Annotated in this window: 17 protein-coding genes; 13 read left to right on the top strand and 4 right to left on the bottom strand. The window is 69.0% G+C overall.

Annotated elements, in window-relative coordinates; translation table 11 throughout:
* Positions 1 to 2: 2 nt before the first annotated feature.
* Positions 3 to 929 carry a copper homeostasis membrane protein CopD gene (copD, locus tag JKL49_RS04730; RefSeq protein WP_215338558.1) on the top strand — a complete coding sequence of 309 codons (927 nt, stop codon included), beginning with the start codon at positions 3 to 5 and terminating at the stop codon, positions 927 to 929.
* Positions 930 to 955: 26 nt separating this feature from the next.
* Here copD and JKL49_RS04725 read toward each other — a convergent pair whose 3' ends face one another.
* The 3 genes from JKL49_RS04725 to JKL49_RS04715 all read right to left on the bottom strand — a co-directional run bounded on the left by JKL49_RS04725 (position 956) and on the right by JKL49_RS04715 (position 6,299).
* Positions 956 to 1,981, bottom strand: a complete 1,026-nt coding sequence (locus tag JKL49_RS04725; RefSeq protein ID WP_215338557.1) for a copper resistance protein B — start codon at positions 1,979 to 1,981, stop codon at positions 956 to 958.
* Positions 1,978 to 3,825: a copper resistance system multicopper oxidase gene (locus JKL49_RS04720; protein ID WP_215338556.1), complete on the bottom strand. Its 1,848-nt coding sequence runs from the start codon at positions 3,823 to 3,825 to the stop codon at positions 1,978 to 1,980. Before JKL49_RS04720 ends, JKL49_RS04725 begins: the two co-directional genes overlap by 4 nt.
* A 131-nt stretch (positions 3,826 to 3,956) precedes the next feature.
* A complete protein-coding gene (locus JKL49_RS04715) occupies positions 3,957 to 6,299 on the bottom strand; it encodes a heavy metal translocating P-type ATPase (protein ID WP_215338555.1) in 2,343 nt (780 codons plus the stop codon).
* 115 nt (positions 6,300 to 6,414) lie between these two features.
* Here JKL49_RS04715 and JKL49_RS04710 point away from each other — a divergent pair, with 115 nt between their 5' ends.
* From JKL49_RS04710 to JKL49_RS04660, 11 genes are all read left to right on the top strand, one after another.
* A complete protein-coding gene (locus tag JKL49_RS04710) occupies positions 6,415 to 6,687 on the top strand; it encodes a metal-sensitive transcriptional regulator (RefSeq protein WP_249778023.1) in 273 nt (90 codons plus the stop codon).
* A gap of 112 nt (positions 6,688 to 6,799) precedes the next feature.
* The gene (locus JKL49_RS04705; protein WP_215338553.1) at positions 6,800 to 7,090 is read left to right on the top strand and encodes a hypothetical protein; all 291 of its coding nucleotides are present in this window, start codon (positions 6,800 to 6,802) and stop codon (positions 7,088 to 7,090) included.
* Positions 7,090 to 7,530, top strand: a complete 441-nt coding sequence (locus JKL49_RS04700) for a Spy/CpxP family protein refolding chaperone (RefSeq protein ID WP_215338552.1) — start codon at positions 7,090 to 7,092, stop codon at positions 7,528 to 7,530. Before JKL49_RS04705 ends, JKL49_RS04700 begins: the two co-directional genes overlap by 1 nt.
* Positions 7,527 to 8,135 (top strand): RNA polymerase sigma factor, encoded by a 609-nt coding sequence (locus JKL49_RS04695; protein WP_215338551.1) that lies wholly within the window; start codon positions 7,527 to 7,529, stop codon positions 8,133 to 8,135. The genes JKL49_RS04700 and JKL49_RS04695 overlap by 4 nt, the downstream gene beginning before the upstream one ends.
* 189 nt (positions 8,136 to 8,324) lie before the next feature.
* Positions 8,325 to 8,867, top strand: a complete 543-nt coding sequence (locus tag JKL49_RS04690) for a nuclear transport factor 2 family protein (RefSeq protein ID WP_215338550.1) — start codon at positions 8,325 to 8,327, stop codon at positions 8,865 to 8,867.
* A gap of 117 nt (positions 8,868 to 8,984) precedes the next feature.
* A complete protein-coding gene (locus tag JKL49_RS04685) occupies positions 8,985 to 9,836 on the top strand; it encodes a transglutaminase-like domain-containing protein (protein WP_215338549.1) in 852 nt (283 codons plus the stop codon).
* A gap of 131 nt (positions 9,837 to 9,967) precedes the next feature.
* Positions 9,968 to 13,267: a transglutaminase family protein gene (locus JKL49_RS04680; protein WP_347340413.1), complete on the top strand. Its 3,300-nt coding sequence runs from the start codon at positions 9,968 to 9,970 to the stop codon at positions 13,265 to 13,267.
* Positions 13,257 to 15,791: a circularly permuted type 2 ATP-grasp protein gene (locus JKL49_RS04675; protein ID WP_215338548.1), complete on the top strand. Its 2,535-nt coding sequence runs from the start codon at positions 13,257 to 13,259 to the stop codon at positions 15,789 to 15,791. The genes JKL49_RS04680 and JKL49_RS04675 overlap by 11 nt, the downstream gene beginning before the upstream one ends.
* On the top strand, positions 15,788 to 16,690 hold the full coding sequence (locus tag JKL49_RS04670) for a transglutaminase family protein (RefSeq protein ID WP_215338547.1): 903 nt from the start codon (positions 15,788 to 15,790) through the stop codon (positions 16,688 to 16,690). The genes JKL49_RS04675 and JKL49_RS04670 overlap by 4 nt, the downstream gene beginning before the upstream one ends.
* 88 nt (positions 16,691 to 16,778) lie before the next feature.
* Positions 16,779 to 17,702, top strand: a complete 924-nt coding sequence (locus JKL49_RS04665; RefSeq protein WP_215338546.1) for a hypothetical protein — start codon at positions 16,779 to 16,781, stop codon at positions 17,700 to 17,702.
* 56 nt (positions 17,703 to 17,758) lie between these two features.
* On the top strand, positions 17,759 to 18,214 hold the full coding sequence (locus JKL49_RS04660) for a GNAT family N-acetyltransferase (RefSeq protein ID WP_215338545.1): 456 nt from the start codon (positions 17,759 to 17,761) through the stop codon (positions 18,212 to 18,214).
* On the opposite strand, the gene JKL49_RS04655 is transcribed toward JKL49_RS04660, so the two are convergent.
* Positions 18,211 to 19,782 (bottom strand): AMP-binding protein, encoded by a 1,572-nt coding sequence (locus JKL49_RS04655; RefSeq protein ID WP_215338544.1) that lies wholly within the window; start codon positions 19,780 to 19,782, stop codon positions 18,211 to 18,213. The genes JKL49_RS04660 and JKL49_RS04655 overlap by 4 nt on opposite strands.
* A 364-nt stretch (positions 19,783 to 20,146) precedes the next feature.
* Here JKL49_RS04655 and JKL49_RS04650 point away from each other — a divergent pair, with 364 nt between their 5' ends.
* Positions 20,147 to 25,897: a beta strand repeat-containing protein gene (locus JKL49_RS04650; protein ID WP_215338543.1), complete on the top strand. Its 5,751-nt coding sequence runs from the start codon at positions 20,147 to 20,149 to the stop codon at positions 25,895 to 25,897.
* Positions 25,898 to 25,969: the final 72 nt, after the last annotated feature.

Raw genomic sequence — 25,969 nt, 5'->3', positions numbered from 1 at the left:
GCGTGCTCGAGCCTGCGGTCATCGTCCTCAGGCTTTTGGAGTTCGCAGGCGCGATGATCCTGTTCGGATCATCGCTCTTCCTGCTCTACGCCCTGCCCCAGGACGGCGCGGGATCAGGCGCCGAGCTAGGCTGGCCGCAAAAGGCTCTGGTCTGGGCGGCCGGTGTCGTGCTGGCGGCCAGTGTGGTGGGCCTCTTGGCCCACACCTCGATCCTCGCCGGATCGATCCGTGAGGGTATGACTGCGTCGTCGCTGTCGGCGGTGATGACCACCATGTCGATGGGACCTTCGACGCTGATCCGGGCCGGCGCCGCGGCCCTGGCGCTGGTGGCCCTGGCGCGGCGGGTCAGCCGCACAACCTGGTGGCTCTGCGCCGGCCTGGGCGCCGTCATCAGCGCGAGCTTTGCCTGGATGGGTCATGGCGCCGCCACCGAGGGCGCGCTGGGCCTGCTGCACCTAAGCGCCGATATCCTTCACACCCTGGCCGCAGGCGCCTGGATCGGCGCGCTGGTGGCGTTCTTCCTTCTGCTTCGACCCCGGGCGCCATCGGTCATGCTGGACGGGGTGCTGCACAATGCCCTCCACGACTTCTCCGGCGTCGGCACGGGCCTGGTCGCCGTGATTGTCGCCACCGGCCTGGTCAACAGTTGGTTCCTGGTCGGACCCGCCCGCATTTCCGGCCTCTGGACCACACCCTATGGCCAACTGCTGTCGCTGAAGCTCGTGCTGTTCGTCAGCATGTTGGCGCTTGCCGCCGCCAACCGCTTCCGCCTGACGCCAGCGCTGGGCGCGGCTATCGACGGCGGCCAGGCAAGCGATCACGCGCTGGACGCTCTGCGCCGCAGCCTGCTCTTCGAGACCGCTCTCTCCATTCTGGTGCTGGGCCTGGTGGCCTGGCTCGGTACGCTGGCACCGGTCTCCGCCGGGTAGTCCCCACCTCGGTCGTTCAGGCGGCCCTAGAAGAAGCTCCGCACGCCGACCACGATGCTCTTGTCCTCGACACGCTCACCCAGGGTCCGGGCGTAGTCGGCGGTTCGGCCGACCTTTCGCTCCCAGGAGACGCCGATATAGGGCGCGAACTCGCGCCGGATCTCGTAGCGAAGGCGAAGACCGAGTTCGGCGTTCGACAGGCCTGCCCCCCTGCCCGCGGCGCGGTCGTCCTGGGCGGCGAAATTCAGCTCGGCGCGGGGCTGCAGGATCCAGCGGTTGGTCAGCCGGAGATCGTAGCTGCCCTCCAGCCGTCCGAGCAGATCGCCCTTGGTCGAGAGGAACGCCGCGCCCTCGACCTCGAACCAATAGGGCAGCAGGGTCTCGAAGCCGACGGTGGCATAGGTGCGTCCGCGCGGCTCGAAGTCCTGCCGCACGCCAACCTGGAGGTCGGTGTAGACGCCCACGGCGCGCGAATAGAGCGCCTGCAATTCCGCGCTCTCGACACCTTCACCTGAGGTCCCTTCGCCTTCGGTCTTCAGGACGAGGCGGTTGATGTCGCCGCCGAACCAGGCCTCGCCTTCCCAGCGATAGCCGTCAGCGCCCTTGCGCGCCTGGTGTTCGGCGAGGCTGGCCATCACCTTGGAGACGGGCATCGCGCCGTGCTCTTGCCGCAGTTGGGTCCGCGCCGCCAACATGGCTTCGGGAGAAAAGTAGCTGTCGGCCGCGTGGTCTGCGGGGGCCGCCGGCGGGGGCGTCTTTGGGACCTCGATCTCGCTCAGCAACCGTTGGCCGCCGGTGACGCCCGCCGTGGCCATTTCCGGCATGGCGGCATGATCCATGGGCGGCGTTCCGGGCGCCATTGTGTGCCCGGCGTGAGGGTCCGCCGCCGGCGTCTCAGGCGCGGCGGGCATCGTGTGGCCAGCGTGGGGGTCGGTCGCCGGCGTGGGAGCCGCCATGCTCATGCCGGGCATGTTCGAGTGATCCATCGGCTGCGCCAGGGCTGGCGCGGCCAGGACGAGCGGCGCGAGTCCGATCAGAGCGAGACGGTTCATGCCGCGCCTCCGGCGAGGGGGCGAACGCTGAACACCTGAAACATGCCGGCATGCATATGGTACAGCATGTGGCAGTGGAACGCCCAGTCTCCGGCGTCCGCGGTGAAGTCCCAGGACACCTTTCCCCCCGGCAACACCGTCACCGTATGCTTTCTCGGCCCATAGCCGGCCGGCGCATGGGTCAGCTCGAAGAAGTGGCCGTGCAGGTGTATGGGGTGGGCCATCATCGTGTCGTTGATCAAGGTCACCCGCACCCGCTCACCCGCCTCGAAGGCGTAGGGCTGGGTGGTCTCGCTGAACTTCAGACCGTCGAACCCCCACATGAACCGCTCCATGTTGCCGGTCAGGTGGATGTCCAGCGCGCGGGTCGGCGGGCGAAGGTCTGCGTTGGGGGTCAGGGCGAAGAGGTCCTTGTAGACCAGCACCCGGTGACCCACGCTTTCCAGGCCTTGACCAGGCTCGCCCGTGCGGTCGACCGGCAGGGGCGCAATCGACTGCACGCCAGGGCCCATCTTCACCTGCGGCGCAAACTGTGGGTCGCGCATGGACATCTCCATGCCGCCCATGTCGCCCATCACATCGGAGCCCCGCGGCTTTGGCGGCGCCATACCAGGCGTGGCGGCCATACCCGGCATCGCCGCCATCGCCGCCATGTCGTGGCCCATGGCGGCGTGGTCCATGCCGGCCATGGCGTCGCCGGATCCGGCTGTGGCCGGAGCCTGCATGGCGCTCATGTCCATGCCCATGTCCTTCATGGTCGAGCGTGGCCGCGACCTCAGCGGTGGGACCGGCGCCGTCATGCCGGGCCGGGGCGCGAGGGTCGCGCGGCCCATCCCGGAGCGGTCCACCGCCTCGGCCACCAGAGTGAAGGCCTTGTCCTCTGTAGGCTGCACGATCACATCGTAGGTCTCGGCGTTGGCGATCTGGAACTCGTCCACCTCGACCGGTCGAACGTTTTGACCGTCCGCGGCCACGACGGTCATCTTCAGGCCCGGAATGCGCACGTTGAAGATCATTTGCGCCGCGGTGTTGATGAAGCGCAGGCGCACCCGTTCTCCTGGCGTGAACAGACCCGTCCAATTGTCCGCCGGGCCGTGGCCGTTGATGAGGAAGTTCAGGACCGCGCCGGTCACGTCTGAAATGTCTGTCGGGTCCATGAGCATCTTGGCCCACTCGGCCCGCTCCTGGAGCGTCTGGTCCTTGCCGGCGAGGAGACTGGCGACAGTCTGCTTCTGATAGTTGAAGGCCCCACTCTGCTGCTTCATTCGTTTGAAGATCAGGTGGGGGTGCATGAAGCTGTAATCCGAGAGCACGACGACGTGCTCTCGGTCGTAGGCCACGGGGTCGGGCTCGGCCGGGTCGATGATGATCGGCCCATAGTGCCCCTCGGCCTCCTGCAGGCCGGAATGGCTGTGGTACCAGTAGGTGCCTGACTGCTTGAGCGGGAACTCGTAGACAAAGGTTTGGCCGGGCTTGATGCCGGGGAAGGTGACGCCTGGCACGCCATCCATCTGGAAAGGCACCAGAAGACCGTGCCAGTGGATGGAGGTGTCCTCGTGGAGGTTGTTGGTCACGGAAAGGCGAACCGTCTGCCCCTCCCTGAAGCGCAGCAGGGGCCCCGGGACAGTTCCGTTGATCGTCACGGCGTGTCCGGTCCGGCCGTCCACCTTCAGTTCTGAATGCCCGATGCGCAGATCTACATTGGGACCCATCAGGGTTGGCAGAGCTGGCGCGGCCCCGGGCGTCGCGCTCTGCGCCCACCCGGGCAGCAGAGAACTGAGCGCCAGGCCGCCGCCGATCACGCTGGCGCCGCGCAACAGCTGTCGGCGATCAAAATCCTTCATGACGGTCCGAGATCCCATGAGCACAGGTGTCGCCGGCCGGCGCACTGCGAGGAGTACGCACAAGGCAGGCAATTGCCCTCATGACACGCGCCGAAAAGCGAATGTCGCCGTCGAGATGGGCAGAACCACGCTCAAAGCCTGGCGGCCCGGAGCCGCAGGGCGTTTGTGATCACGCTCACCGACGACAACGCCATGGCCGCAGCGGCGATCTGGGGCGACAGCAGCCAACCGAACACCGGATAGAGCACGCCTGCCGCGATCGGGACTCCGGCCACGTTGTAGATGAAGGCGAACACCAGATTCTGGCGGATGTTGCGCATCACCATGCGCGACAGGCGCCTGGCGCGCACCAGGCCCTGCAGATCGCCCTTCAGCAGGGTCACCCCCGCGCTCTCGATCGCCACGTCCGACCCAGCGCCCATGGCGACGCCAATGTCGGCGGCGGCCAGCGCCGGCGCGTCATTGACCCCATCACCGGCCATTGCCACGACCCGGCCTTCGGCGCGCAGTTTCTGCACCACCTTGGCCTTGTCCTGCGGCAGCACCTCTGCCTCAACCTCCTCGATGCCCAGCTTCCTGGCGACGGCGATCGCCGTCGTGCGGTTGTCGCCGGTCATCATCACCAGCCGGACCCCATCAGCAAGCAGCGCCCGCACCGCGTCCGGCGTGGTCGGCTTGATCGGGTCGGCGATCCCGAGGACGCCGGCCAGTCGTCCGTCGATCGCGGCGAAGACGGCCGTCGTCCCATCCTGACGCAGCGCTTCAGCCTCAGCTAGCAACGGGCCCAGATCGACGCCCTGCTCGGCCATCAGCGGCGCGCCACCGAGCACGACCTTCTTGCCGTCCACAGTGCCGATCACCCCTCGGCCAACTGGAGAGTCGAAGTCAGCGGCCTCCGAAAGCGAGAGGCCACGGTCCTTGGCCGCCCGCAGCACCGCGTCGGCGAGCGGGTGCTCGCTGCCGCGTTCAAGGCTGGCCGCGAGCCTTAGAAGCTCGCCCTCCTCGATACCCGCGACCGTCTTGATGGCGGTGACCGCCGGTCGCCCCTCGGTGAGGGTGCCGGTCTTGTCGATCACCAGGGTATCGACCTTCTCAAAGCGCTCGAGGGCTTCGGCGTTCTTGATCAGCACCCCCTCGCGGGCGCCGCGGCCGACACCGACCATGATCGACATGGGCGTCGCCAGGCCGAGCGCGCAGGGGCAAGCGATGATCAGCACCGACACCGCCGCCACCAGAGCATAGGCGAAGCGAGGTTCGGGACCGACCAGCGCCCAGATCAGACCTGCCAGCAGCGCGACGGCGATGACCGCGGGCACGAACCAGCCCGCCACGGTGTCCGCCAGTCGCTGGATCGGGGCTCGGCTACGCTGCGCCTCGGCGACCATCTGGACGATGCGCGACAACAGCGTGTCGGCGCCCACCTTCTCGGCCCGCATGATGAATGAGCCCGTCTTGTTCAGGGACCCGGCGATGACCTTGCCTTCGGCCTCCTTGGTCACCGGCATGGACTCCCCGGTGACCAGGGACTCATCGATCGACGCCCGCCCTTCGACAAGGGCGCCGTCCACGGGGATTTTCTCGCCAGGTCGCACGCGAAGACGGTCCCCGACCTGGATCAGGTCAAGGGTGACCTCCTCGTCGGTTCCATCCTCGCGGATACGGCGCGCGGTCTTCGGCGCGAGGTTGAGCAGGGCCTTGATCGCGCCGGAGGTCTGCTCCCGGGCGCGAAGCTCGAGCACCTGGCCCAGCAACACCAGCACGGTGATGACCGCCGCCGCCTCGAAATAGACCGGCACGGCGCCCGACATGTCCCGGAAGGCGGGCGGGAACAGTCCGGGCGCCAGCACCGCGGCCACGCTGTAGATCCAGGCGACACCGACCCCCATGGCGATCAGCGTGAACATGTTCAGATGACGCGTGACGAGCGACGTCCAACCGCGCTGGAAGAAGGGCCAGCCGGCCCACAGCACCACCGGCGTGGCCAGCGCGAACTGAATCCAGTGTGATGTGTGCGAGCTGACCAATCCCATCAGGCCCGGGAGGTGCCCGCCCATCTCCAGAACAAAAACTGGCACGGCCAGCACCAAGCCGATCCAGAAGCGCCGGCTCATATCGGCCAGTTCCGGATTTGGACCGCTGTCGGCGGTGATCGTTTCCGGCTCCAGGGCCATGCCGCAGATCGGGCAGGACCCTGGGCCGGGCTGGCGGATCTGCGGATGCATCGGGCAGGTGTAGATCGCGCCGGGGTTCGCCGGCGGCTCCGAGGCGGCGGCCGTTGGCTCAAGGTAACGGACCGGATCAGCCTGGAACTTGGTGCGGCATCCGGCGGAGCAGAAGTGGAAGTCGTGCCCGCCATGCTCGGCGTGGTGCGGCGTCGTCAAAGGATCGACCGTCATCCCACACACCGGATCGATCACCTTCGAGGCCGGTTCAGCGGATTGGGGGTGCGCGTGGTGTTGATGATCGGAACTCATCGCAAGCCTCGTTTCTGGACGCCTGTCCCGGCGTTGAGGGACACCTATATACCTCTACGGGGTATTTCAACCCATGCCCACAGGGGGTATATGTGGAACGCACGGAGGACTGACATTGATCCAGGACAACAAACCCAAGCTGCTGAACCGACTGAACCGGATCGAGGGTCAGGTGCGCGGCATCTCACGCATGGTCGACGATGACCGCTACTGCATCGACGTCCTGACCCAGATCCAGGCCGTACGCGCGGCGCTGGCGAAGGTGGAAAGCGAGATGCTGAAAGCCCACCTCGACCACTGCATCGAGAGCGCCATTGTCAGCGGCGACACCGAGCAGCAGCGCCAGAAGGCGTCTGAGTTGATCGCCCTGCTGGAGCGGACCCGCTGAGCTTTGTCAGCGCGGGGCTAGCAGCCCGACTTTCTTCCGCGTCCCGATCCGGCTTGCGGGATCAGGGTCATGTCTTTCGTATAGTCAGTAGGCTGCGGCAAAGGACACTGCGATGCGGGACGACCTGGACCATCTGATATCGCGTTTGGCGGACGCCAGGCCGGACCGGTCACTGGACGGATTCGAGCATGTCGTTCTGCAAGGCGTTGCGAGGCGACGCGACGACATTCAGGCCGCGCGAGCCCTGGCCCCCATCCGGGTGGCTTCCATCGGCGTGGCGCTCGCGATCGGCGTGACGACAGGCGGCATGGCCGCGGCGAGCACACTCACCCAACCACCGCAGATCAGCCCATTCTCGACGGTGGCGCATCTCGCGCCCTCTACCCTGCTTGAGGGTGAGTGATGGGGGCTACGCGCGGCCTGCTGCTCACCATCGCCCTTTCTGTAGCCGCAGCGGCGGCGGGGGCTTGGGGCGGAGCGCGCTACGTGGTCGGCCAGATGCATCACCCCGCATCGCTTCACCAGACGATGCACGAGAGCCTCAACCTGACGACAGAGCAAGACCGGCGGATCGGGGGCCTGGAGCGCGACTATGCCGTCCGCCGCCATGCGCTCGAAGCCGAAATGCGGGCAGCGAACGCTGATCTTGCTCAGGCCATTCAGGCGGGCCACGCCTATACGCCAGCCGTGCAGCAGGCGATCGACCGATCTCACCACGCGATGAGCGAGCTGCAGAAGCAGAGCATCCTGCACGTGCTGGCGATGCGTCAGGTTCTCACCTCCGAACAGACCGCACGTTTCGACGACACAGTCGCAAAGGCGCTGACCGAAGACCCGTCGTGAGCGACGCGACGGATCGATCCGATGCGGAGCTGGCGACAGCGGCTGCGACGGGAGATGAGCGCGCCTATGCGATCTTGGTCGGCCGCCACAAGGAGCCCTTGTATCGGCTTCTCCGGCGCTATCTGGGAGACGCCGACGAAGCCTATGAAGCAGCGCACGAGGCGTTCATAGCGGCGTGGAGCGCTTTGGCGCGCTATGACCCGGGGCGTCCCTTTGGGGTCTGGCTGCGGACCATCGCCATCAACAAGGCCCGCGATCGTGGTCGTCGGATCGCCGTGCGGCGATTGATCTTTGGATCTCGGTCCTTTGAAGACAGCGAGGCGCAGGTCCGCCCGGACGCAGCCCTCTCAGCCGACGAGGCGATGATCGAGCAGGAACAGCTCGCCGAACTGGATCGCGCCATCGCCCGCCTGCCCTTGGCCCTTCGAGCGCCGCTGATCCTGACGGCGATCGAAGGCCGTCCTCAGCAGGAAGCCGGCGAAATCCTCGGGATCAGCGCCAAGAGCGTCGAGACCCGCGTCTACCGCGCGCGCAAGCTCCTCGCACAGACCCTCGACGGCGGCCTGCGATCAGCTGGGTTGGCGCCAAGGACGCTGGTCAGGTAACGAAGACCGGTGCGAAGCCACCGCCGGGCGTCCTGAAATTCGTGGTCTGGCCTTGATAGACCCGCGCCGCGGTCAGGAGCGGCGATACCTTGTAGGTATAGAGGCGCACGTCGAGCTTGAGCGCATTGACCTCCCCGTCGATCCTGATCCGACGTTCGCTCGGCGCCCCCCTGGAATGCGGAGCTACTCATGCCTCTGACTATAAGCCCCTGGAACCGCACCAAGTGCACGTCGGCAATCGGCCTCTGCGGGCTTTTCGCCGCTGTCGTGATGATCGCGGCCGGAACTGCGGCCGTGGCCCATCCGGCAGGCCAGGCCAAACCTGCAGCATTGTCGCAGCCCACCTTCGACCCATCCGCCGCCGAGGTCGTGGACGCCTTCCACGCCGCGCTTGAGCGGGGCGACACAACAGCAGCGGCCGGGTACCTCTCCGACGCCCTCGTCGTCTTCGAGGAGGGCGAGGCCGAGCGATCAAAAGCGGAGTACGCCGGTCACCACCTCCCCGCCGACGCCGTGTTCGCCAAGGCGGTGGGCTCGCATATGACCGGCCGAAGCGGCGGCGTCAGCGGTGATGTGGCGTGGGTCGCCAGCGAAGGGCGAACGCAGGGCCGCTACCAGGAACGCGACATTGACCAGATCACCACCGAGACGATGGTGCTACGGCGGGTGTCCGGCGCTTGGAAAATCGTCCACGTACATTGGTCATCACGGGCGGCTAAGCCGAAGCCATAAGTGGCCGGAACAGAGCCGGGACCTTTGACGTTGGTGCGGGACCGGCACGTCCGGATTCCCCAACGCCACCCTGCGCGCAGCCCTCCCCGCGCCTTGGTTCAGACCGCCAGAGACACCATGCTGATCCGCGCCGGCTACCGCATCGGGTTTGATTGCCTGAACCCCATGCCGATCCACCTGCTGCTGAGCGTCCATCCGGACCGGCGCGATGACCTCGTGACCGAGGACAAGCTGCATACCAACCCTCAAGCCGAGATCACCCGTGAACGCGATGCGCTCGGGAACCTCTCCACCCGGGTCCAGGCGCCCGGCGGCCCAATCACCTTCTCCGCCGAGTTCGTGGTGCGCGACAGCGGTTTGCCCGACCGCCAGGCGCCAGGCGCCTGTCAGCTCCCGGTGGCCGCCCTGCCGGTTGACGCCCTGCCCTATCTGCTGCCCAGCCGCTATTGCGAGACCGATCGGCTTGGCGACCTGGCCTGGCGCCTGTTTGGCGGGGTCACGCCGGGCTGGTCCCGGGTGCAGGCCATCTGCGACTATGTCCACGACCGCATCACCTTCGGCTACCACAACGCCCGCCCGACCCGCACCGCGGCTGAGGGCCACGAGGAACAGGTGGGGGTGTGCCGCGACTTCGCGCACCTGGCGGTCACCCTGTGCCGCGCGATGAACATCCCGGCCCGCTACTGCACGGGCTATCTCGGCGACATCGGCGTGCCGAAGGTCGCCGCCCCGATGGACTTCAGCGCCTGGTTCGAAGCCTTCCTGGACGGTGAATGGCACACCTTCGACGCCCGGCATAATTTCCCCCGGATCGGCCGCATCGTGGTCGCGCGCGGCCGCGACGCCGCCGACGTGGCGATCACCCACACCTTCGGCCAAGCCATCCTGACCCGGTTCGAGGTGATCACCGAAGAGGTGCAGGCGGCCACCGAGACCAGCACTTTGGACGCGCGGATGGCCACCGCCTGAAATCCCAACGCAACCCGGCTGCGGCTTTTTTGCGCCGCCGGCGCCGGGGCGGACCGGCGGAGGGCAGCCCCGCATCGCCTGGGCCTGGGCCGCGGTAAAGTTCCCGACAAGCCGCCCGTGGTGGGCTAAGTCTGGATGGCCGTCGCCAAGAGGAGACCAACCTGTCGGTCATCGCCGCGCTGAACCATGTCACCCGGTACCGCTACGACCAGCCGGTCGAGCTCGGCCCGCATGTCGTGCGCCTGCGCCCTGCGCCCCACACCCGCACGTCGATCACCAGCTATTCGATGAAGATCACGCCGGCGGCGCACTTCATCAACTGGCAGCAGGATCCGCACGGCAACTGGCTGGCGCGCATCGTCTTCCCCGAGCCCACCCGCGAGTGCAGCATCGAGGTGGATCTCACCGCCGAGATGACGGTGGTCAATCCCTTCGACTTCTTCACCGAACCCTATGCCGAGACTCTGCCCTTCGCCTATCCGCCGGACCTCGCCCAGGACCTGGCGCCCTATCTGGTGGCCGATGACGGCGGGCCGCTGCTGGACGCCGAGGTCGCCGATCTGCGCCCGGCGGGCCAGGGCACGGTCAACTTCATCGTCGGGCTGAACGCCAAGATCCAGCGTGCGGTGTCCTATGTGGTGCGCATGGAGCCCGGGGTGCAGAGCCCCGACGCCACCCTGTCCCTAGGCTCGGGCTCCTGCCGTGACAGCGCCTGGCTGCTGGTCCAGGTCCTGCGCCGCCTGGGCCTGGCCGCACGGTTCGTCTCCGGCTATCTGCTGCAACTGAAGGCCGACATTGATCCCGTGGCGGGGCCGATCGGAACCCAGACCGACTTCACCGACCTGCACGCCTGGGCCGAGGTCTATATTCCCGGCGCCGGCTGGATCGGGCTGGACGCCACCTCGGGCCTGCTGACCGGAGAGGGCCACATCCCGCTAGCGGCCTCGCCGCACTACAATTCCGCCGCGGCGATCACCGGCGGCGCCAGCCGCCCCGCCGACCATTTCGACTTCTCCATGACCGTCACCCGGCTGGTGGAGCCGATCCGCATCACCCGGCCCTTCGAAGAGGTGGACTGGGCCGCCCTCGACGCCCTGGGCGACCGGGTGGAGGCCGACCTGCAGGGCCAGGACGTGCGCCTGACCATGGGTGGGGAACCGACCTTCGTCTCCATCGACGACTTCGAGTCCGCCGAATGGAACATCGACGCCTCGGGCCCCACCAAGCCGATCATCGCCGAGCAGATGCTGCGGCGCCTGCGCAACCGGTTCGGCGTCGGCGGCCTGATCCATCATGGCCAGGGCAAGTGGTATCCGGGCGAGCCCCTGCCCCGCTGGGCGCTGGGTCTTTACTGGCGGCGCGACGGCCTGCCGGTGTGGCGCGGTGAGCCGGAGCTGCCGGGCGAACGGCCGCGCGCGGCCTCGGTGGCCGACGCCCGCAAGCTGATCCAGAGCCTGGCGTCGCGGCTGGGGATCGATCCGGGCCTGGTCTTGCCAGCCCGCGAGGACCCACTGCTGGGGATCAAGACCGAGGCGGACCTGCCGGCCAATATCGAGGTGGCCGACGCCGACCTCGACGGGACAGACGCCCGGGCCAGCCTGCGCCGGACGCTGGAGGGCGGGCTCTCCAAGACCGTGGGCTATGTGCTGCCGCTGCGCCGCGCCGTCACCGAGGCCGAGGGTGGGGGCTGGCTGAGCGAGCCCTGGGTGTTCCGGCGCGAGCGGCTCTACCTGATCGGCGGCGACTCGCCGATGGGCCTGCGGCTGCCCCTGGGCAGCCTGCCGGCGGTGACGCCGGAGGACTATCCGAACATTATTCCGGTGGACCCCTACGAGGCGCGGGGCCCGCTGCCCGACTACGCGTCCCTCGATCTGCCGGACGCGGTTCCGCCTGCGCCCGCGGGCGAGGGGAAGGCGCCGATCGTGCGCACCGCCATCACCATTGAGCCCCGGGGCGGCCACCTCTATGTGTTCATGCCCCCGGTGGCGCGGGCGGAGGACTATCTCGAACTCCTGGCCCAGCTGGACGCGGCGGCTGGCGATATCTCCGTGCGGATCGAGGGCTATTCGCCCCCCGCCGACCCGCGCATGGACGTGCTGAAGGTCACCCCCGATCCCGGGGTCATTGAGGTCAACGTCCAGCCAGCCACCACCTGGCGCGAAGCAGTGGACATCACCACTGGGGTCTATGAGGACGCCCGCGCCTGTCGCCTGGGCGCCGACAAGTTCATGACCGATGGGCGGCACGCCGGCACTGGCGGCGGCGCCCATGTCGTGGTGGGCGGAGCCTCCCCGGAAGACTCGCCCTTCCTGCGGCGACCCGACGTGCTGAAGAGCCTGCTGATCTACTGGCAGCGCCATCCGGCTCTGTCCTACCTGTTCTCGGGCCTGTTCGTGGGGCCCACCAGCCAGGCGCCGCGGATCGACGAGGCGCGACACGACGCCCTCTACGAACTGGACATCGCGCTGGCCGCCATCCCCGCGCCAGGCAAGAAGACGCCGGCGCCCTGGCTCGTGGACCGGCTGCTGCGCAACCTGCTCACCGACGTGGGCGGCAACACCCACCGCACCGAAATCTGCATCGACAAGCTCTATTCCCCCGACGGTCCCACCGGCCGGCTGGGGCTGCTGGAGTTCCGCGGCTTCGAGATGCCGCCGGACGCCCGGATGAGCCTGGCCCAGCACCTGCTGATCCGCGCCCTGATCGCCTGGTTCTGGCGCGAGCCCCAGGCCGGCCGCCTGGTGCGGTGGGGCACGGCCCTGCACGACCGGTTCATGTTGCCCCACTTCGTCTGGAGCGACTTCCAAGAGGTGTTGGCCGACCTCAACCGGGCCGGCTACGCCTTCGATCCGCGTTGGTACGAGGCCCAGCGGGCCTTCCGCTTCCCGGTGCACGGGCAGGTCCAGTATGGCGATGTCAGCCTGGAACTCCGCCACGCGCTGGAGCCCTGGCACGTGATGGGCGAGGAAGGCTCCGGGTCCGGCACGGTGCGGTTCGTCGACTCCTCGGTGGAGCGGTTGCAGGTCATGGCCGACGGGTTCGTCCCCGAGCGGCACATCATCACCTGCAACGGTCGCGCCCTGCCGATGACACCCACCGGCGTTTCGCTGCAGGCTGTGGCCGGGGTTCGCTACAAGGCCTGGAAGCTGCGCAGCGGGTTGCACCCCACCCTGCCGGTGAACGCGCCGCTGACCTTCGACATTCTCGACCGGGCCAACAACCGGTCTCTGGGGGGCTGCGTCTATCACGTGGCTCATCCGGGCGGGCGCAACTATGATAGCTTCCCGGTCAACGCCTATGAGGCCCAGGCCCGCCGCCGGGCGCGCTTCGAGACGCAGGGTCACAGCCCCGGCGTCAGACGCCTGCCGGCCGACGAACGGAGCGACGAGTTTCCCATGACCCTGGATCTGAGGAAGCCGGTTGGCCGCTGACACCACCACGGCCGGACGACGGCAGGCGCATCTGGAGCCCAACGCCGCACGGCGCCTGTCGGGCTGGCTGAAGGGTTACAAGCCCCTCGCCGGCATTCCGGATGAGCTATTCGACGCCCTGGGCCGGCCCCGCGACCACTGGCTGAGCCTGCTGGGGGATTTCGCGGAGTATCCCGAGGGCGAGTTCACCAGCCGATTCGGCCTGGCCACCCGGCACATCCGCGATACCGGGGTGTCGTACCGGATCTATGGGGAGGAGAGCGAACGCAGCTGGCCGCTCAATCCCCTGCCGCTGATCCTGGGTCAGAAGGAATGGGCGCAGATCGCCCGGGGGGTGGAGCAGCGGGCGACCCTGATGGAAGCGCTGCTGGGCGACCTCTATGGCGAGGCCAAGCTGGTAGCCGATGGATCGCTGCCGGCCGCCGCCCTGACCGGCAGCGTCGATTTCGTGCGCGCCATGCGGGGCGTCAGCCCCCCCGGTGGCCGTCACCTGCAGATCTATGCCGCCGACCTTGGCCGGGGTCCCGACGGCCGCTGGTGGGTGTTGGACGACCGCACCCAGGCCCCGTCGGGGGCCGGCTACGCCCTGGAGAACCGGCTGGTTTTGAGCCGCGCCTATCCCAGCCTCTACAACGCCATGAACGTCGAGCGCCTGGCGCCCTTCTTCGACGGGTTCCGGCGCGGGCTGGCGGCGGCGGCCGACCGCACCGATCCGCGCATCTGCCTGCTCAGCCCCGGCCCGTTCAGCGAAACCTATTTCGAGCAGGCGCACCTGGCCCGCTATCTGGGCTTCCTGCTGGTGGAGGGCGACGACCTCGTGGCCCGGGACGGGCGGGTCTATGTGCGCACCATCGCCGGGCTGAAGCGGGCCGACGTGATCCTGCGCCGGGTCGACGCCGACTTCCTCGATCCCCTGGAGCTCAACAGCGCCTCGCGCCTGGGCACACCGGGCATGCTGGAGGCGATCCGGACCGGCGGGGTGGTGGTGCTGAACATGCCGGGCTCCGGCGTGGCGGAGTCAAAGGCCCTGCTGGGCTTCATGCCGATGCTGAGCCGCAAGCTCCTGGGCGAGGAGCTTCGGCTGCCCAACGTGGCCACCTGGTGGTGCGGCCAGCGCAACGAGCGCGAGATGGTCGAGGCCAACCTCCACCGCCTGGCCATCGCCCCGGCCTTCAATTCGCGCCTCGACCCCGGAGGGCTGTCGCGGCCGCAACTGATCGCCGACATGGCGCCGGAGGCCCGGGCCACCCTCCTGGCCCAGCTTCGCGACCGCCCGGGCGACTTTGTCGGCCAGGAGGTGGTGCGGCTTTCCACCATGCCGGTGCTGCGCGACGGCAAGCTCGAGCCAGCCCCCTTCGTCCTGCGGGTCTACGCGGCCTGGACGCCCGAGGGCTGGAAGGTGATGCCCGGCGGCTTCTGCCGCACGTCGGAACGCCTGGACGTGCGCGCCATCTCCATGGGCGAGGACGCGCGCACCGCCGACGTCTGGGTGATCGACGACAAGCCGGTGGAGCGCATGACGCTCATGGCCAGCAAGGAAGAGGTCAAGGTCCGCCGGATCCTGGGACACCTGCCCAGCCGCGCCGCCGACAACCTTTTCTGGCTGGGCCGCTATCTTGAGCGCGCGGAGGCTACGCTGCGCCTGGCCCGCAGCCTCTGCACCAGCCTGATGGATTCCGAGACCGCCCTGCACACCACCGGCGAGACCCTGGCCTGCCTTCAAAAACTGCTCATCGAGTGGGGCGCCTTGGACGAGGAGGCCCTGGGGGTCCGCGCCCTCGACGCCGCCCGTAACGCCCTGCATGACCAGAAGGCCTATGGGTCGGTGATCTATCTGGTGCGCGCCGCCCAGCGCGCCGCCGCCAGCATGCGCGAGCGGCTGTCGGTGGACTTCTGGGCCTTGCTGCTGACCCTGGAAAAGGAGCTCGCCGAGGGCGCCCAGACCCCGCTGTCGGAGGCCGAGGCCCTGCAGCAGATCGAAAGCGCCCTGCAACTCGTGGCCGCGCTCTCCGGCCTGTCCCAGGAGAACATGAACCGGGTGGCCGGCTGGCGGTTCCTCGACATGGGCCGCCGCATCGAGCGGGGGATCAACACCTGCCGCCTAGCCCGGATGCTGGCCCCTGACGCCGCCACCACCGACGACCTGGACCTGCTGCTGGACCTGGCCGACAGCCAGATCACCTATCGGGCCCGCTATCTGGTGGGCCTGGCCCTGACCCCCGTGCGGGACATGCTGCTTCTGGACCCCTACAACACCCGGTCCCTGGCCTTCCAGGCGCAGACCCTCAAGGACCATCTCGCGGTCCTGCCCTCCTTGCTGGAGGACGGCATGCTGGAGGAGCCCAGCCGCATCCTGCTGCCGCTGGCCACCGAGATCGAGACCGCCGACGCCCGCGACCTCACCACCGCCAGGATGCTGGCCTTCGAACGGGCGCTGATGGACCTCTCCGGCGCGGTGGCCGACCGCTATTTCCTGCAGGGCGCCAACGCGGTCCCCACCCTGAAGCTATCGGCGCTGGCGTGATCTACGGCCTGCGCCACCGCACCACCTACACCTACGAGGCGCCGGTCACCTTCGCCCGCTGCGTGCTGCGCCTGACCCCGCAGTCCTCGTCGTCGCAGACCGTGCTGCGCAGCAACGTGTCGGTCACGCCTAGGCCCTCGGCCAGCCATGAAGGGATCGGTCCCTTCGGCGAGAAAACCCTGACCGTGGTCATCGACAAGCCGCATCACGAACTGATCATCGAGGGCCGGTCCAGGGTCGACGTCCACGCCCCGCCCCTGCCCGATCCGGGCGCCAGCCCCGCCTGGACCCAGATCCGGGACCAGGCCTACCAGAGCCGCGCCCTCACCCCCGACGGCCCCGCCACCTACCTCTACCCGACCCGGCGCACCCCCATCACGCCGCCGATTACCGACTATGCCCGCCAGAGCTTCGCCGCCGGCCGGCCCATCCTTGAGGCCGCCGCCGAGCTGATGACGCGGATCCACGGCGACTTCGTCTATGACCCGGAGGCCACGACGGTCTCCACCCCCGCCCCCGAGGCCTTCGCCGCCCGCCACGGGGTCTGCCAGGACTTCGCCCACATCATGATCGCCGGCTTGCGGGGCCTGGGCCTGCCGGCGGCCTATGTCAGCGGCTATCTCAGGACGACCCCGCCCCCCGGCCGTCCCCGGCTCGAGGGCGCCGACGCCACCCACGCCTGGGTGTCGCTCTGGTGCGGCGCGGACGGCTGGATCGGCCTGGACCCCACCAACGCGCTGCTGGTTCAGAACGACCACATCGTGCTGGCGGTCGGCCGCGACTATTCCGACGTCGCCCCGATCGACGGCATCATCCTCGCCCCAGGAGTCCAGACCCTGAAGGTCGAGGTCGACGTCGCGCCGGAAGCTGAGCCCGCCACGCCCGTCCCCGCCACCTGAGCCGACGGCGCCCACCCAGATTTCTCCAAGTTGACCCCCTCCTGGAGACGGCTCAGCGTCCTGTCGCGAGGTTTGCCGGGAGGGCGGGATGAGACGGGCGGTCCTGGGGGCGCTGGGCGCCCTGGCGATAGGCGGACAGGCCCTGGCCTTCGGCACCATCGGATCCCTGGGCCAGAGCACCGAACACGAGCAGATCACCCGCCGGGCCCTGGCCTGCGGCGCCATAACGCCCTGCATCGAGCCCCTGACCCTGGACGAGCTGGCCGGCAAGCCGGGGACCTTCGGCGCGGTCGGGTACCCGGACGGCAGCACCGTCTTCCTCACCCCCCGGGCCCATTGCGACAATGGCGATCATGCCACCTTCCCGGGCTATCCGAGGACGGTGGCCCAGGGCAATCAAGCCCTGCTGGACTGCCGCGCCTGGATGGCCAACCGGATGGACGAGGCCGTGACCGACGCCGGCCGGCTGCTGGACTCGGCGGGCCGCATCCGGGCCGGCCAGGTCACCCTGGACTGCACCTTCGCCGGCGACATGAAGGGCCGCGCCAAATGCGACGTGCTGCAGGACCTGGGCATCGTCTTCCACGCCGCCCAGGACTTCTACGCTCACTCCAACTGGGTCGACCGGCTGAGCCCGCCCTACTCCCCCACCAATCCGCCGGGGATGGGACAGAGCGGCCCCGCGCCGTTCATCCATCTGCGCAGCCTGCCGCCCGTGCCGCCGCAACTGATCAGCGGCTGCTACGACATCCCGGAGAGCAAGTGCGGCGACCGCATCCGCCATGAGGCCCTGAACAAGGACAAGGGCCCGATCGGGGTCGCCATCGGCGCCGGGACCACGACGCGGGGCGCCCAGAACGGGAACTTCCAGCGCGCGGTGGCGGCCGCCACCGCCGACACCCAGGACAAGTGGGGCCTGCTGCGCGAGCGGCTGGCCGCCCGCTATGGCCCCCAGCGCGCCGCCCTGATGGCCTGCGCCATCGCCAAGGACGATCCCGTCCGCGACTGCTGAGCCCTCAGCCCCTATATCGGAGCAGCGCGGCCCCCCGCGCCAGGGAGCAGAGTCGTTTGTCGAGCCGGTTTGGCCTGGAGATCCGCGCGGCCGACAATGTCGATGCGCCGGGCGTGGCCGAGCTGATGGCGGCCTCGGGCCTGCCTGCCAATCCCGTCGCCATCGCCGCGCGGCTGGAGCGCCTGAGGGCCGAGCGCGCCACCGTCCTGCTGGCCGTTGAATGGGGACCGCCCAGTGGCCTGATCATCTTCCATCCCCGCCAGACCCTGCTGGCCGACCTGCCCATCGCCTTCGTCAGCACGCTGTTGGTCGGCCCCGACGCGCGTCGTAAGGGCATCGGCCGCACCCTGCTGAAATCGGCCTCCCAGGCCGCCCGCAGCGCCGGCTGCGGCGAGCTGCATCTGTCGGCGCCCCCGGAGGCCGACAGTCTACGGGCCTTCTGCCAGGCCACGGGTTTCGCCGAGCAGGACAGCGGGTTTGTTCGCGCGTTGCGGAAACAGCGAACAGCCTAGATCGCCCGGGCGCGGCCCTCCCAGTAGGGCGCGCGGACCTTGTTGCGCTGGATCTTGCCGGCTTCCGAGCGCGGCAGGCTGGTGGCGAAGTCGATCTGGCGGGGGATCTTGAACTTGGCCAGATTGGCATGGGCGAAGGCCAGGATCTCCTGCTTCAGCGCCTCGGTCGGCTCATAGCCGGCCTTCAGCTGGATCACCGCCCGCACCTCCTCGCCGCGCTCGTCGTGCGGCACGCCGACGGTGCAGGTGTCCTCCACGGCGGGATGCTTGATCAGCTCGTTGTCGACTTCCTGCGGATAGATGTTCACGCCGCCGGCGATGATCGTCTCGGCGTTGCGGCCGGTGAGGAACAGGTAGTCGTCCTCATCGAAATAGCCGATGTCGCCCATGGTGAAGTAGCCGTCGCGGCGGTTGGCCTGTGTCTTGTCGTCGTCCTTGAAGTAGTCAAAACCCCCCTGGATATCGAGGCGCATATAGATGGCGCCGGCCACTCCGGTGGGGCACTCGTTCCCCGCCTCGTCGATGATGCGCGCGGCGTGCGGCGCGGGGCGCTTGCCCACCGTGCCGGGCTTCCGCAGCCACTCCTCCGAGCTGACCACGAAGCCGACGCCGCCCTCGGAGCCCGCATAGTATTCGTTCAGCACCGGGCCCCACCAGGCGATGATCGCCTGCTTCACCTCCGGCGGGCAGGGCGCGGCGCCGTGGGTGATCTTGCGCAGCGAGCTGAGATCGTAGCGCTGGCGAACCTCCTCCGGCAGGGCCAGCAGGCGCTGGAACATGATCGGCACGAAGTGGCCGCGCGTGATCTTGAAGTCCTCGATCGTCTTGAGGACCAGCTCTGAATCCCACTTGTCCATCAGCACCGTCGGCACCCCGTTGGTCAGCGCCCGGCGCACGTCCCCCGCAAGGGGGGCGGCGTGATAGGCGGGGCCGGTGCAGAGGTGGACGTCGGTCTCCCGGTCATAGGTCTTGTCATAGCCCGGCACGACGGCCTGGGGCTTGTGCACCCCTTTCGGCCGCCCCGTGGTGCCCGACGAATAGAGCATGGTGTAGCCGCGGATCGGGTCCTCGATGTCGGCGGCCGAGAACTGCGCCAGGGCCACCTCGTAGCCGACGAAGCCGGGCAGATCCCCGCCAATGGCCACCTTCAGCTTCAAGTTCGGGCACTGGTCGGCGGCGGCCTTCGCCGTGGCCACATCGGCGTCGGCGAACAGCGCCTTGGCCTCGCAATTGTCGATGATGTAGGCGATCTCGTCGGCGGTGAGGTGCCAGTTCACCGGGCTCATCCGAACCCCCACCCGCAGAGCTCCGAACAGCACGTCGGCGAACTCAACCCGGTTGGAGCACAGCAGCGCGACGGAGTCGCCCGGACCCAGCCCCTGTTCTCTCAACAGGCAGGCGATGCGGTTGGCGTTGGCGTTGAGGTCGCCGAAGGTGCGCGTGCGGCCGTTCAACTCGTGGACGGCGAGCTTGTCGGGCTGCAGTTGCGCCCAGACGGCCGGGGCCATGCCCGCATCGATCGCCGCGTTCAGACGCGCTTCCAGATCGCCAACCGAAGCCTGGCTCATGTCTCTCTCCCCGTCCGGCTTTGAGCAGCCGGTTCTGGGACATCTTCGGAAACCCGCCGCGCTGACGCAACGGCAATCCGCTCTGGGCCACGCGGAGGTGGTCCTGGCCGCAACCTGCCGTTGGGGAGAAACCGGCGCCGCCCGGCAAAACCTGCCTCGATGCGGATTGCTTTGATGAAGACCAACTATCTGATTACGAAGGCAATTTTCGAGCTCCGGAAGGCAGGCACAGCCCTTGCACATACGGTTAACGGGCGCGAGTTGGCGTCCGCGTGAAGGCCCGCATGGACCACCCGTTCGCCAGTGATGATCTGACCGCCCGCCTGGGTGCGTCTCATCCTGCCCCCCTGTCGGGGTCGGCGCGATGATCTCGCCCATCACCTCCTACAGCCCGGCCCAGATCGCCGGCCTGTCGCGGCAGGAGCTGGAGTCCCTGACGCGTGCCGACATGGCCGCCCTGAACTTCAGCCAGATCGGCGCGCTCACCACCACCGAAATCGAGGCCCTGGCCGGCACCCAGTTGCAGGCGCTGTCCACCAAGCAGGTCACCGCCCTGGCGGCCACCCAGATTCGGGCGCTCACCACCAGCCAGATCGTGTTCAGCGCCGCCCAGCTCGCGGCCTTCAACGCCACCCAGGTCCAGGGCTTCGAGCCCGAGGACATCGCCGCCCTCACCACGACCCAGATCAAGGGCCTCACCGCCTCCGAGCTGACGGCGATGACCGCCGACCAGATCGACGCCTTCTCCGCGACCCAGATCGCCGCGATGAGCGCCACCCAGATCAGGGGCTTCACCGCCACCGAGGTCGCGGGCCTGGACAACCAACAGTTCGGCGCGTTGAGCGCAGGCCAGATCGGCGCGTTCACCACCACCCAGATCAAGGCGCTGAGCCCCGACCAGGTCGCCGCCCTGACCACCACCCAGATCAAGGGCCTCACCGCCGCCGAGGTCGCGGTGATGAGCTCGACCCAGGTGGGCGCCCTGACGACGGAACAGCTCCCGGCCTTGTCGGTCGGAGGTTTCCAGGGTCTGACCGCCGCCAACATCGCCCGCCTTAGCGGCGAACAGCTGGCCGCGCTGACCCCGACCCAGATCGGCCGTCTGTCGATGCAACAGGTCCGCGGTTTGACCGCCGACCAGGTCGCGGGCCTGGCTGACACCCAACTGGCCGCCCTGACGGGCGCCGGCATGGGCTCGCTCACCACCACCCAGGTGGCCGCCTTCACCCAGGATCAGGTCGCCGCCCTCAGCACCACCCAGATCAAGGGCCTGACCCCGGCCGGCATCGGGGCCCTCTCCGTCGAGCAGATCGACGCGCTGTCGACCAGCCAGATCGAGGCCCTGTCGGCCACCCAGATCAAGGGCTTCGACGCCACCGACACCGCCTCCCTCGACGCGGCCCAGCTGGGCGCCATGAGCGCGGTCCAGATCGGCGCATTCACGGCCACCCAGATCCGCGCGCTCAGCGAGGCGCAGATCGCTTCCCTGGACGCCAGCCAGGTCAAGGGGCTCACCGCCGCCGAACTGACAGCGATGAGCCCCACCCAGATCGGGGCGCTGACCGTCATCCAGTTGCCGCAAATGACGGTGGCCGGCCTGTCGGGCCTGACCGCCGCCAACATGGCGGGCCTCAGCGCCGAGCAGCTGGGCGCCCTGAGCGCCAGCCAGATCGGCCGACTGTCGGCCATGCAGATCAGGGGCCTGACCGCCACCCAGATCCCGGGGCTTGCCGACACCCAGCTCGCGGCGCTCACCGTGAGCGGCATGGCGGGCCTGACCACGACACAGGTTGCGGCGTTCACGCCGACCCAAATCGCGGCCATGACCACCGCCCAGATCAAGGGCCTGCCCGCCGCCAGCATCAGCGCGCTGACCGACACCCAGATCGAGGCCATGTCGGTGAGCCAGGTGGCCGCCCTGACCGCCACCCAGGTCCGGAGCCTCACCGCCACCGAGGCCGCCGCCTTGACCGCCAGCCAGCTGGCGGCGCTCACCAACGTCCAGGTCGCGGCCCTCTCGACCTCGGCCATCGGCGGCCTGACCACCACCGACGTGGCGGCCCTGACCACCACCCAGGTCCGGGCCCTGACCACGGCCCAGATCGGCGCGCTGTCGACCACCCAGACCGCCAGCCTGCAGACGACGCAGCTCGCGGCGCTCAGCGCCCTGCAGATGAAAGGCATCGCGGCTTCGGACCTGGCCGTGCTGTCAGCCGATCAGGTCGCGGCGTTTTCCAGCACTCAGTTCGCGGCCCTGGCCGCGGGCCAGATCCAGGCCCTGACCAGCAGCCAGGTGGCGGGCCTCAGCACCACCCAGGTCGCCGGCATGGTGGCCAGCCAGGTCGCCGCCCTCACCGCGACCCAGGTTGACGCCCTGGCTGTGACCCAGCTCGCAAGCCTCACGGCAGGCGCCCTGACTGGCCTGACCTCCACCAACATCGGCAAGCTACGGACCGACCAGCTCACAGCGCTGACCACCACCCAGGTGGCCCGGCTGTCGGTCTCCCAGCTCCAGGGCCTGGGCGACACCCAGATCGCCGCCCTGGCCGACACCCAGCTCACGGCGCTCACCGCCCCCGAACTGGCCGCCCTGACTGGAACCCAGGTCACGGCCTTCACCCAGCACCAGATCTCGGCGCTCACCACCACCCAGATTCGAGGCCTGACCGCCACCAGCTTGGGGTCCCTGACGCCCGAGCAACTGGGCGCCCTGGCCACGACCCAGCTCGGCGCCTTGACGACGGCCCAGCTCAAGGGCCTGACCACCACGGCGGCGGCCGCCCTCACGACCGCGCAGTTCGCGGCCCTGTCGGAGACCCAGGTCGCGGCCCTGTCCACCGCGGTGATCGGCGGCCTGACCCTCGACGAGGTGGCCGGCCTGACCACCAGCCAGATTGCCGGTCTCAGCACCGCCCAGGTGGGCGCCCTGACGGACGACCAGGTCACGGTCCTCTCCACCACCCAGCTCAGCGCGCTCGGCGCGACCCAGATGCGGGGCCTGACCACCGCGGCCCTGGCGGCGCTCACCGCCAGCCAGTTCGCCACCTTCTCCTCGACCCAGATGTCGGCCCTGACCGCGAACCAGATCAAGGGCTTCACCGCCGACGAGATCAACGACATGACCACCGATCAGCTGGCCGGCCTCACGGCCGCGCAGATGACCGGCCTGTCGGCCGCGGCCATGGAGGCGCTCACCCCCACCGATGTCGCCGCGCTCACCGCCACCCAGATCAAGGGCCTGGCGGCCACGAGCCTCGCGGCCTTCTCCTCCGAACAACTGGGCGCCCTATCCACCACCCAGATTCAGGGGCTCAGCGTCGCCCAGATCCGGGCCCTGACCGAAGAACAGGCCGGGGCCCTGACGACGGAGCAGATCGCCGCCCTGCAGACCACCCAGGTGGCGGCGATCAGCCCCACCGCCATCGCCGGCCTGACGCCGGAGGACATCGCGGGCCTGGCGTCGACGCAGGTCGGCGCCCTGGTGGCGGCCCAGATCGAGGCGCTGTCGGGCGACCAGGTCGAGGCCCTGACCACCACCCAGATCGGCGGCCTCACCGCCCTGCAGCTCAAGGGCCTCACCGCCACCTCCGTCGGCGCGCTCAGCATCGCCCAGTTCGCCGCGCTGTCGGCGACTCAGATCGGATCCCTGACCTCGGCGGCCATCGGCGGGCTCGGCGCCGACCAGATCGGCGCCCTGACCACCACCCAGCTCGACGCCTTCAAGACCACCGAGATCGCCGGCTTCACCGACACCCAGATCGGCGCCATGAGCGGCGCCCAGGTGGCCAGCCTTGAGGCCAGCCAGATCGGGGCGCTCACCGCCACGGCGATGAAGGGCCTGAGCGCCGCCGAAATCGGCGCCCTGACCAACACCCAGATCGGCGCCCTGACGGCGACACAGCTCTCGGCCCTGTCGGCCGAACAGCTGAAGGGTTTCTCCGCCAGCCAGCTCAACAGCCTGACCACCAAACAGGTGGCCGGCCTCAACGTCACCAACTTGGCGCAACTCAGCAACGAACAGGTCGTCGCTCTGACGCCGTCGCAGATCGCGGCCCTGTCGGCCACAGCGGTGGGCGGCCTGACCCCCACCCAGATCGCGGCCCTGACCAACACCCAGATCGACGCCCTCAAGGCGACAGCGATCGCGGGCCTCACCTCCACCCAGATGGCGGCGATGACCGCCGGCCAGATCGCCGGCCTGGAGGCAACCCAGATCGCGGCCCTGTCGGCCAGCGCCGTCACCGGCCTGACCGCGGCCGACATCGGCGGCCTGACCGGGGCGCAGGTCGCCGCGCTCAGCGCCACCCAGATGAGCGCCCTTTCAGAGGACCAGGTGGACGGCTTCAACGCCACCCAGCTGCGCGGACTGACCGCCAGGCAGATCGCCGGCATTTCCAGCACCGCCATCGCGGGCCTGGCGCCGGAAAGCATCGCGGCCTTCACCACCACCCAGGTCGCGGGCCTGGCCTCCACCCAGGTGGCGGCGCTCACCGCCGACAAGGTCCAGGCGATGACAGCAGCCCAGATCGCCGCCCTGTCGGTATCGGGCGTCGCGGGCCTCGCCTCGACCCAGGTCGCCGCCCTGACCGCCACCCAGATGGCGGCCTTCACGGCCACGGAAGTCGCCGCCCTCACCCCCACGGCGGTCTCGGGCCTGACCGCGACCCAGATCGGCGGGCTCACCAAGGACCAGATGGCGGCCCTGACCTCCAGCCAGGTCGCCGCCATCTCGACGACCAGCATTGTCGGCCTGACCTCCACCGAGATCGCCGGCCTGACCCTGACCCAGTTCGGCAGCCTGACCCCCACCCAGGTCGGCGCCTTCACGCCCTCTCAGGTGGCCTCGCTGACCGCGACCCAGGTCTCGGCCCTGACCCCCACCGAGGTCAGCGGCCTGACCCCGACCCACATCGCGGCCCTGACGCCCACCCAGTTCGCCGCGCTCAGCGCCACCCAGATGGCCGCCATGTCGGCCACCGGCATCACCGGCCTGACCCCTACCGAGATCGCGGGCCTGACCAAGACCCAGCTGACCAGCTTCAACGCCACCCAGATCGGGGCCCTGACCTCGACCCAGTTCGCGACCCTGACCCCGACCCAGCTGGCCGACCTGACGGCCACCGGGGTGGGCGGCTTCACCGCGACCCACGTGGCCAGCCTGACGCCGACCCAGATCGCGGCGATGAGCACGACCCATATCGCCGCCCTGTCGACGAGCGGCATCGCGGGCCTGACCGCCGACCAGGTCCCGGCGCTCTCCACCACTCAGATCGCCGCCATCACCGCCAAGGAGATAGCGGCCCTGTCGGCCGGCGCCATTTCCGGCCTGTCCACCGACGACATCACCGGCCTGACCTCGACCCAGTTCGCGGCCTTCACGCCTGAACAGGTCCGCGCCCTGTCCACCACCCAGGTGGCGGGCCTGGGGACCACTCAGATCGGCTTGCTGGACGCCTCGGACCTCGCCAGCCTGACGCCAAGCCAGGTGGCGGCCCTGACCACCACGGGCTTCGCCTCGCTGACGCCCACTCAGATCAAGGCCCTCTCCGCCGCCGGGATCACCGGCCTGACCGAGAGCCAGATCACACAGATGACCTTGACCCAGCTGGGGGGCCTGACCACCGAACAGATCGGGGCGCTCACCACCACCGAGATCGGCTATCTCAGCGCCGCCGACATGGCCGCCATGACCGTGACCCAACTCAGCGGCCTGGTGCGGATGCAACTGCGGGCCTTGAGCGAGAGCCAGTTCGACGCGCTCACCGTCACCCAGGTCGCGTCGCTCAGCGGAACTCAGATCGCCAACCTGGAATCCACCGACTTGAACGGCTTTGAGCCCACACAGTTCGAGGCCCTGACCGAGACCCAGGTCGGCTCGCTGACGCCCACCCAGCTCAACAGCCTGACGGCGACGATGATGTCGTCCTTCACCGACCGCCAGCTGGTGGGCATGACCGTGACCCAGGTGGCCAGCCTGTCGATCACCAGCATCAGCGCGCTGACGCCCCGCGAACTGAGGGCCCTGAACGGCACCCAGATCGACGCCTTCACGCCCACCCAGATGGCCGGCATCACGCCCGAGCAGCTCGCGGCGATGCAGGCCGGCTCGTCTTAGCGACGCCTGCCCTTCTCCCCTTGCGGGAGAAGGTGGCCGGTCGGAGACCGGTCGGATGAGGGGTCGCGCTCC

The sequence above is a fragment of the Phenylobacterium glaciei genome, assembly GCF_016772415.1.
GTDB classification, from domain to species: domain Bacteria; phylum Pseudomonadota; class Alphaproteobacteria; order Caulobacterales; family Caulobacteraceae; genus Phenylobacterium; species Phenylobacterium glaciei.
Note: the sequence above shows the minus strand (reverse complement) of the source record. Positions and strands in the feature narration are given on the sequence as shown.

Excerpts from the sequence above, each read along its gene's own strand:
- JKL49_RS04725 (WP_215338557.1), bottom strand. The coding sequence starts at position 1,981 with ATGAACCGTCTCGCTCTGATCGGACTCGCGCCGCTCGTCCTGGCCGCG.
- JKL49_RS04720 (WP_215338556.1), bottom strand. The coding sequence starts at position 3,825 with ATGAAGGATTTTGATCGCCGACAGCTGTTGCGCGGCGCCAGCGTGATC.
- JKL49_RS04715 (WP_215338555.1), bottom strand. The coding sequence starts at position 6,299 with ATGAGTTCCGATCATCAACACCACGCGCACCCCCAATCCGCTGAACCG.
- JKL49_RS04705 (WP_215338553.1), top strand. The coding sequence starts at position 6,800 with ATGCGGGACGACCTGGACCATCTGATATCGCGTTTGGCGGACGCCAGG.
- JKL49_RS04700 (WP_215338552.1), top strand. The coding sequence starts at position 7,090 with ATGGGGGCTACGCGCGGCCTGCTGCTCACCATCGCCCTTTCTGTAGCC.
- JKL49_RS04690 (WP_215338550.1), top strand. The coding sequence starts at position 8,325 with ATGCCTCTGACTATAAGCCCCTGGAACCGCACCAAGTGCACGTCGGCA.
- JKL49_RS04685 (WP_215338549.1), top strand. The coding sequence starts at position 8,985 with ATGCTGATCCGCGCCGGCTACCGCATCGGGTTTGATTGCCTGAACCCC.
- JKL49_RS04665 (WP_215338546.1), top strand. The coding sequence starts at position 16,779 with ATGAGACGGGCGGTCCTGGGGGCGCTGGGCGCCCTGGCGATAGGCGGA.
- JKL49_RS04655 (WP_215338544.1), bottom strand. The coding sequence starts at position 19,782 with ATGAGCCAGGCTTCGGTTGGCGATCTGGAAGCGCGTCTGAACGCGGCG.
- JKL49_RS04650 (WP_215338543.1), top strand. The coding sequence starts at position 20,147 with ATGATCTCGCCCATCACCTCCTACAGCCCGGCCCAGATCGCCGGCCTG.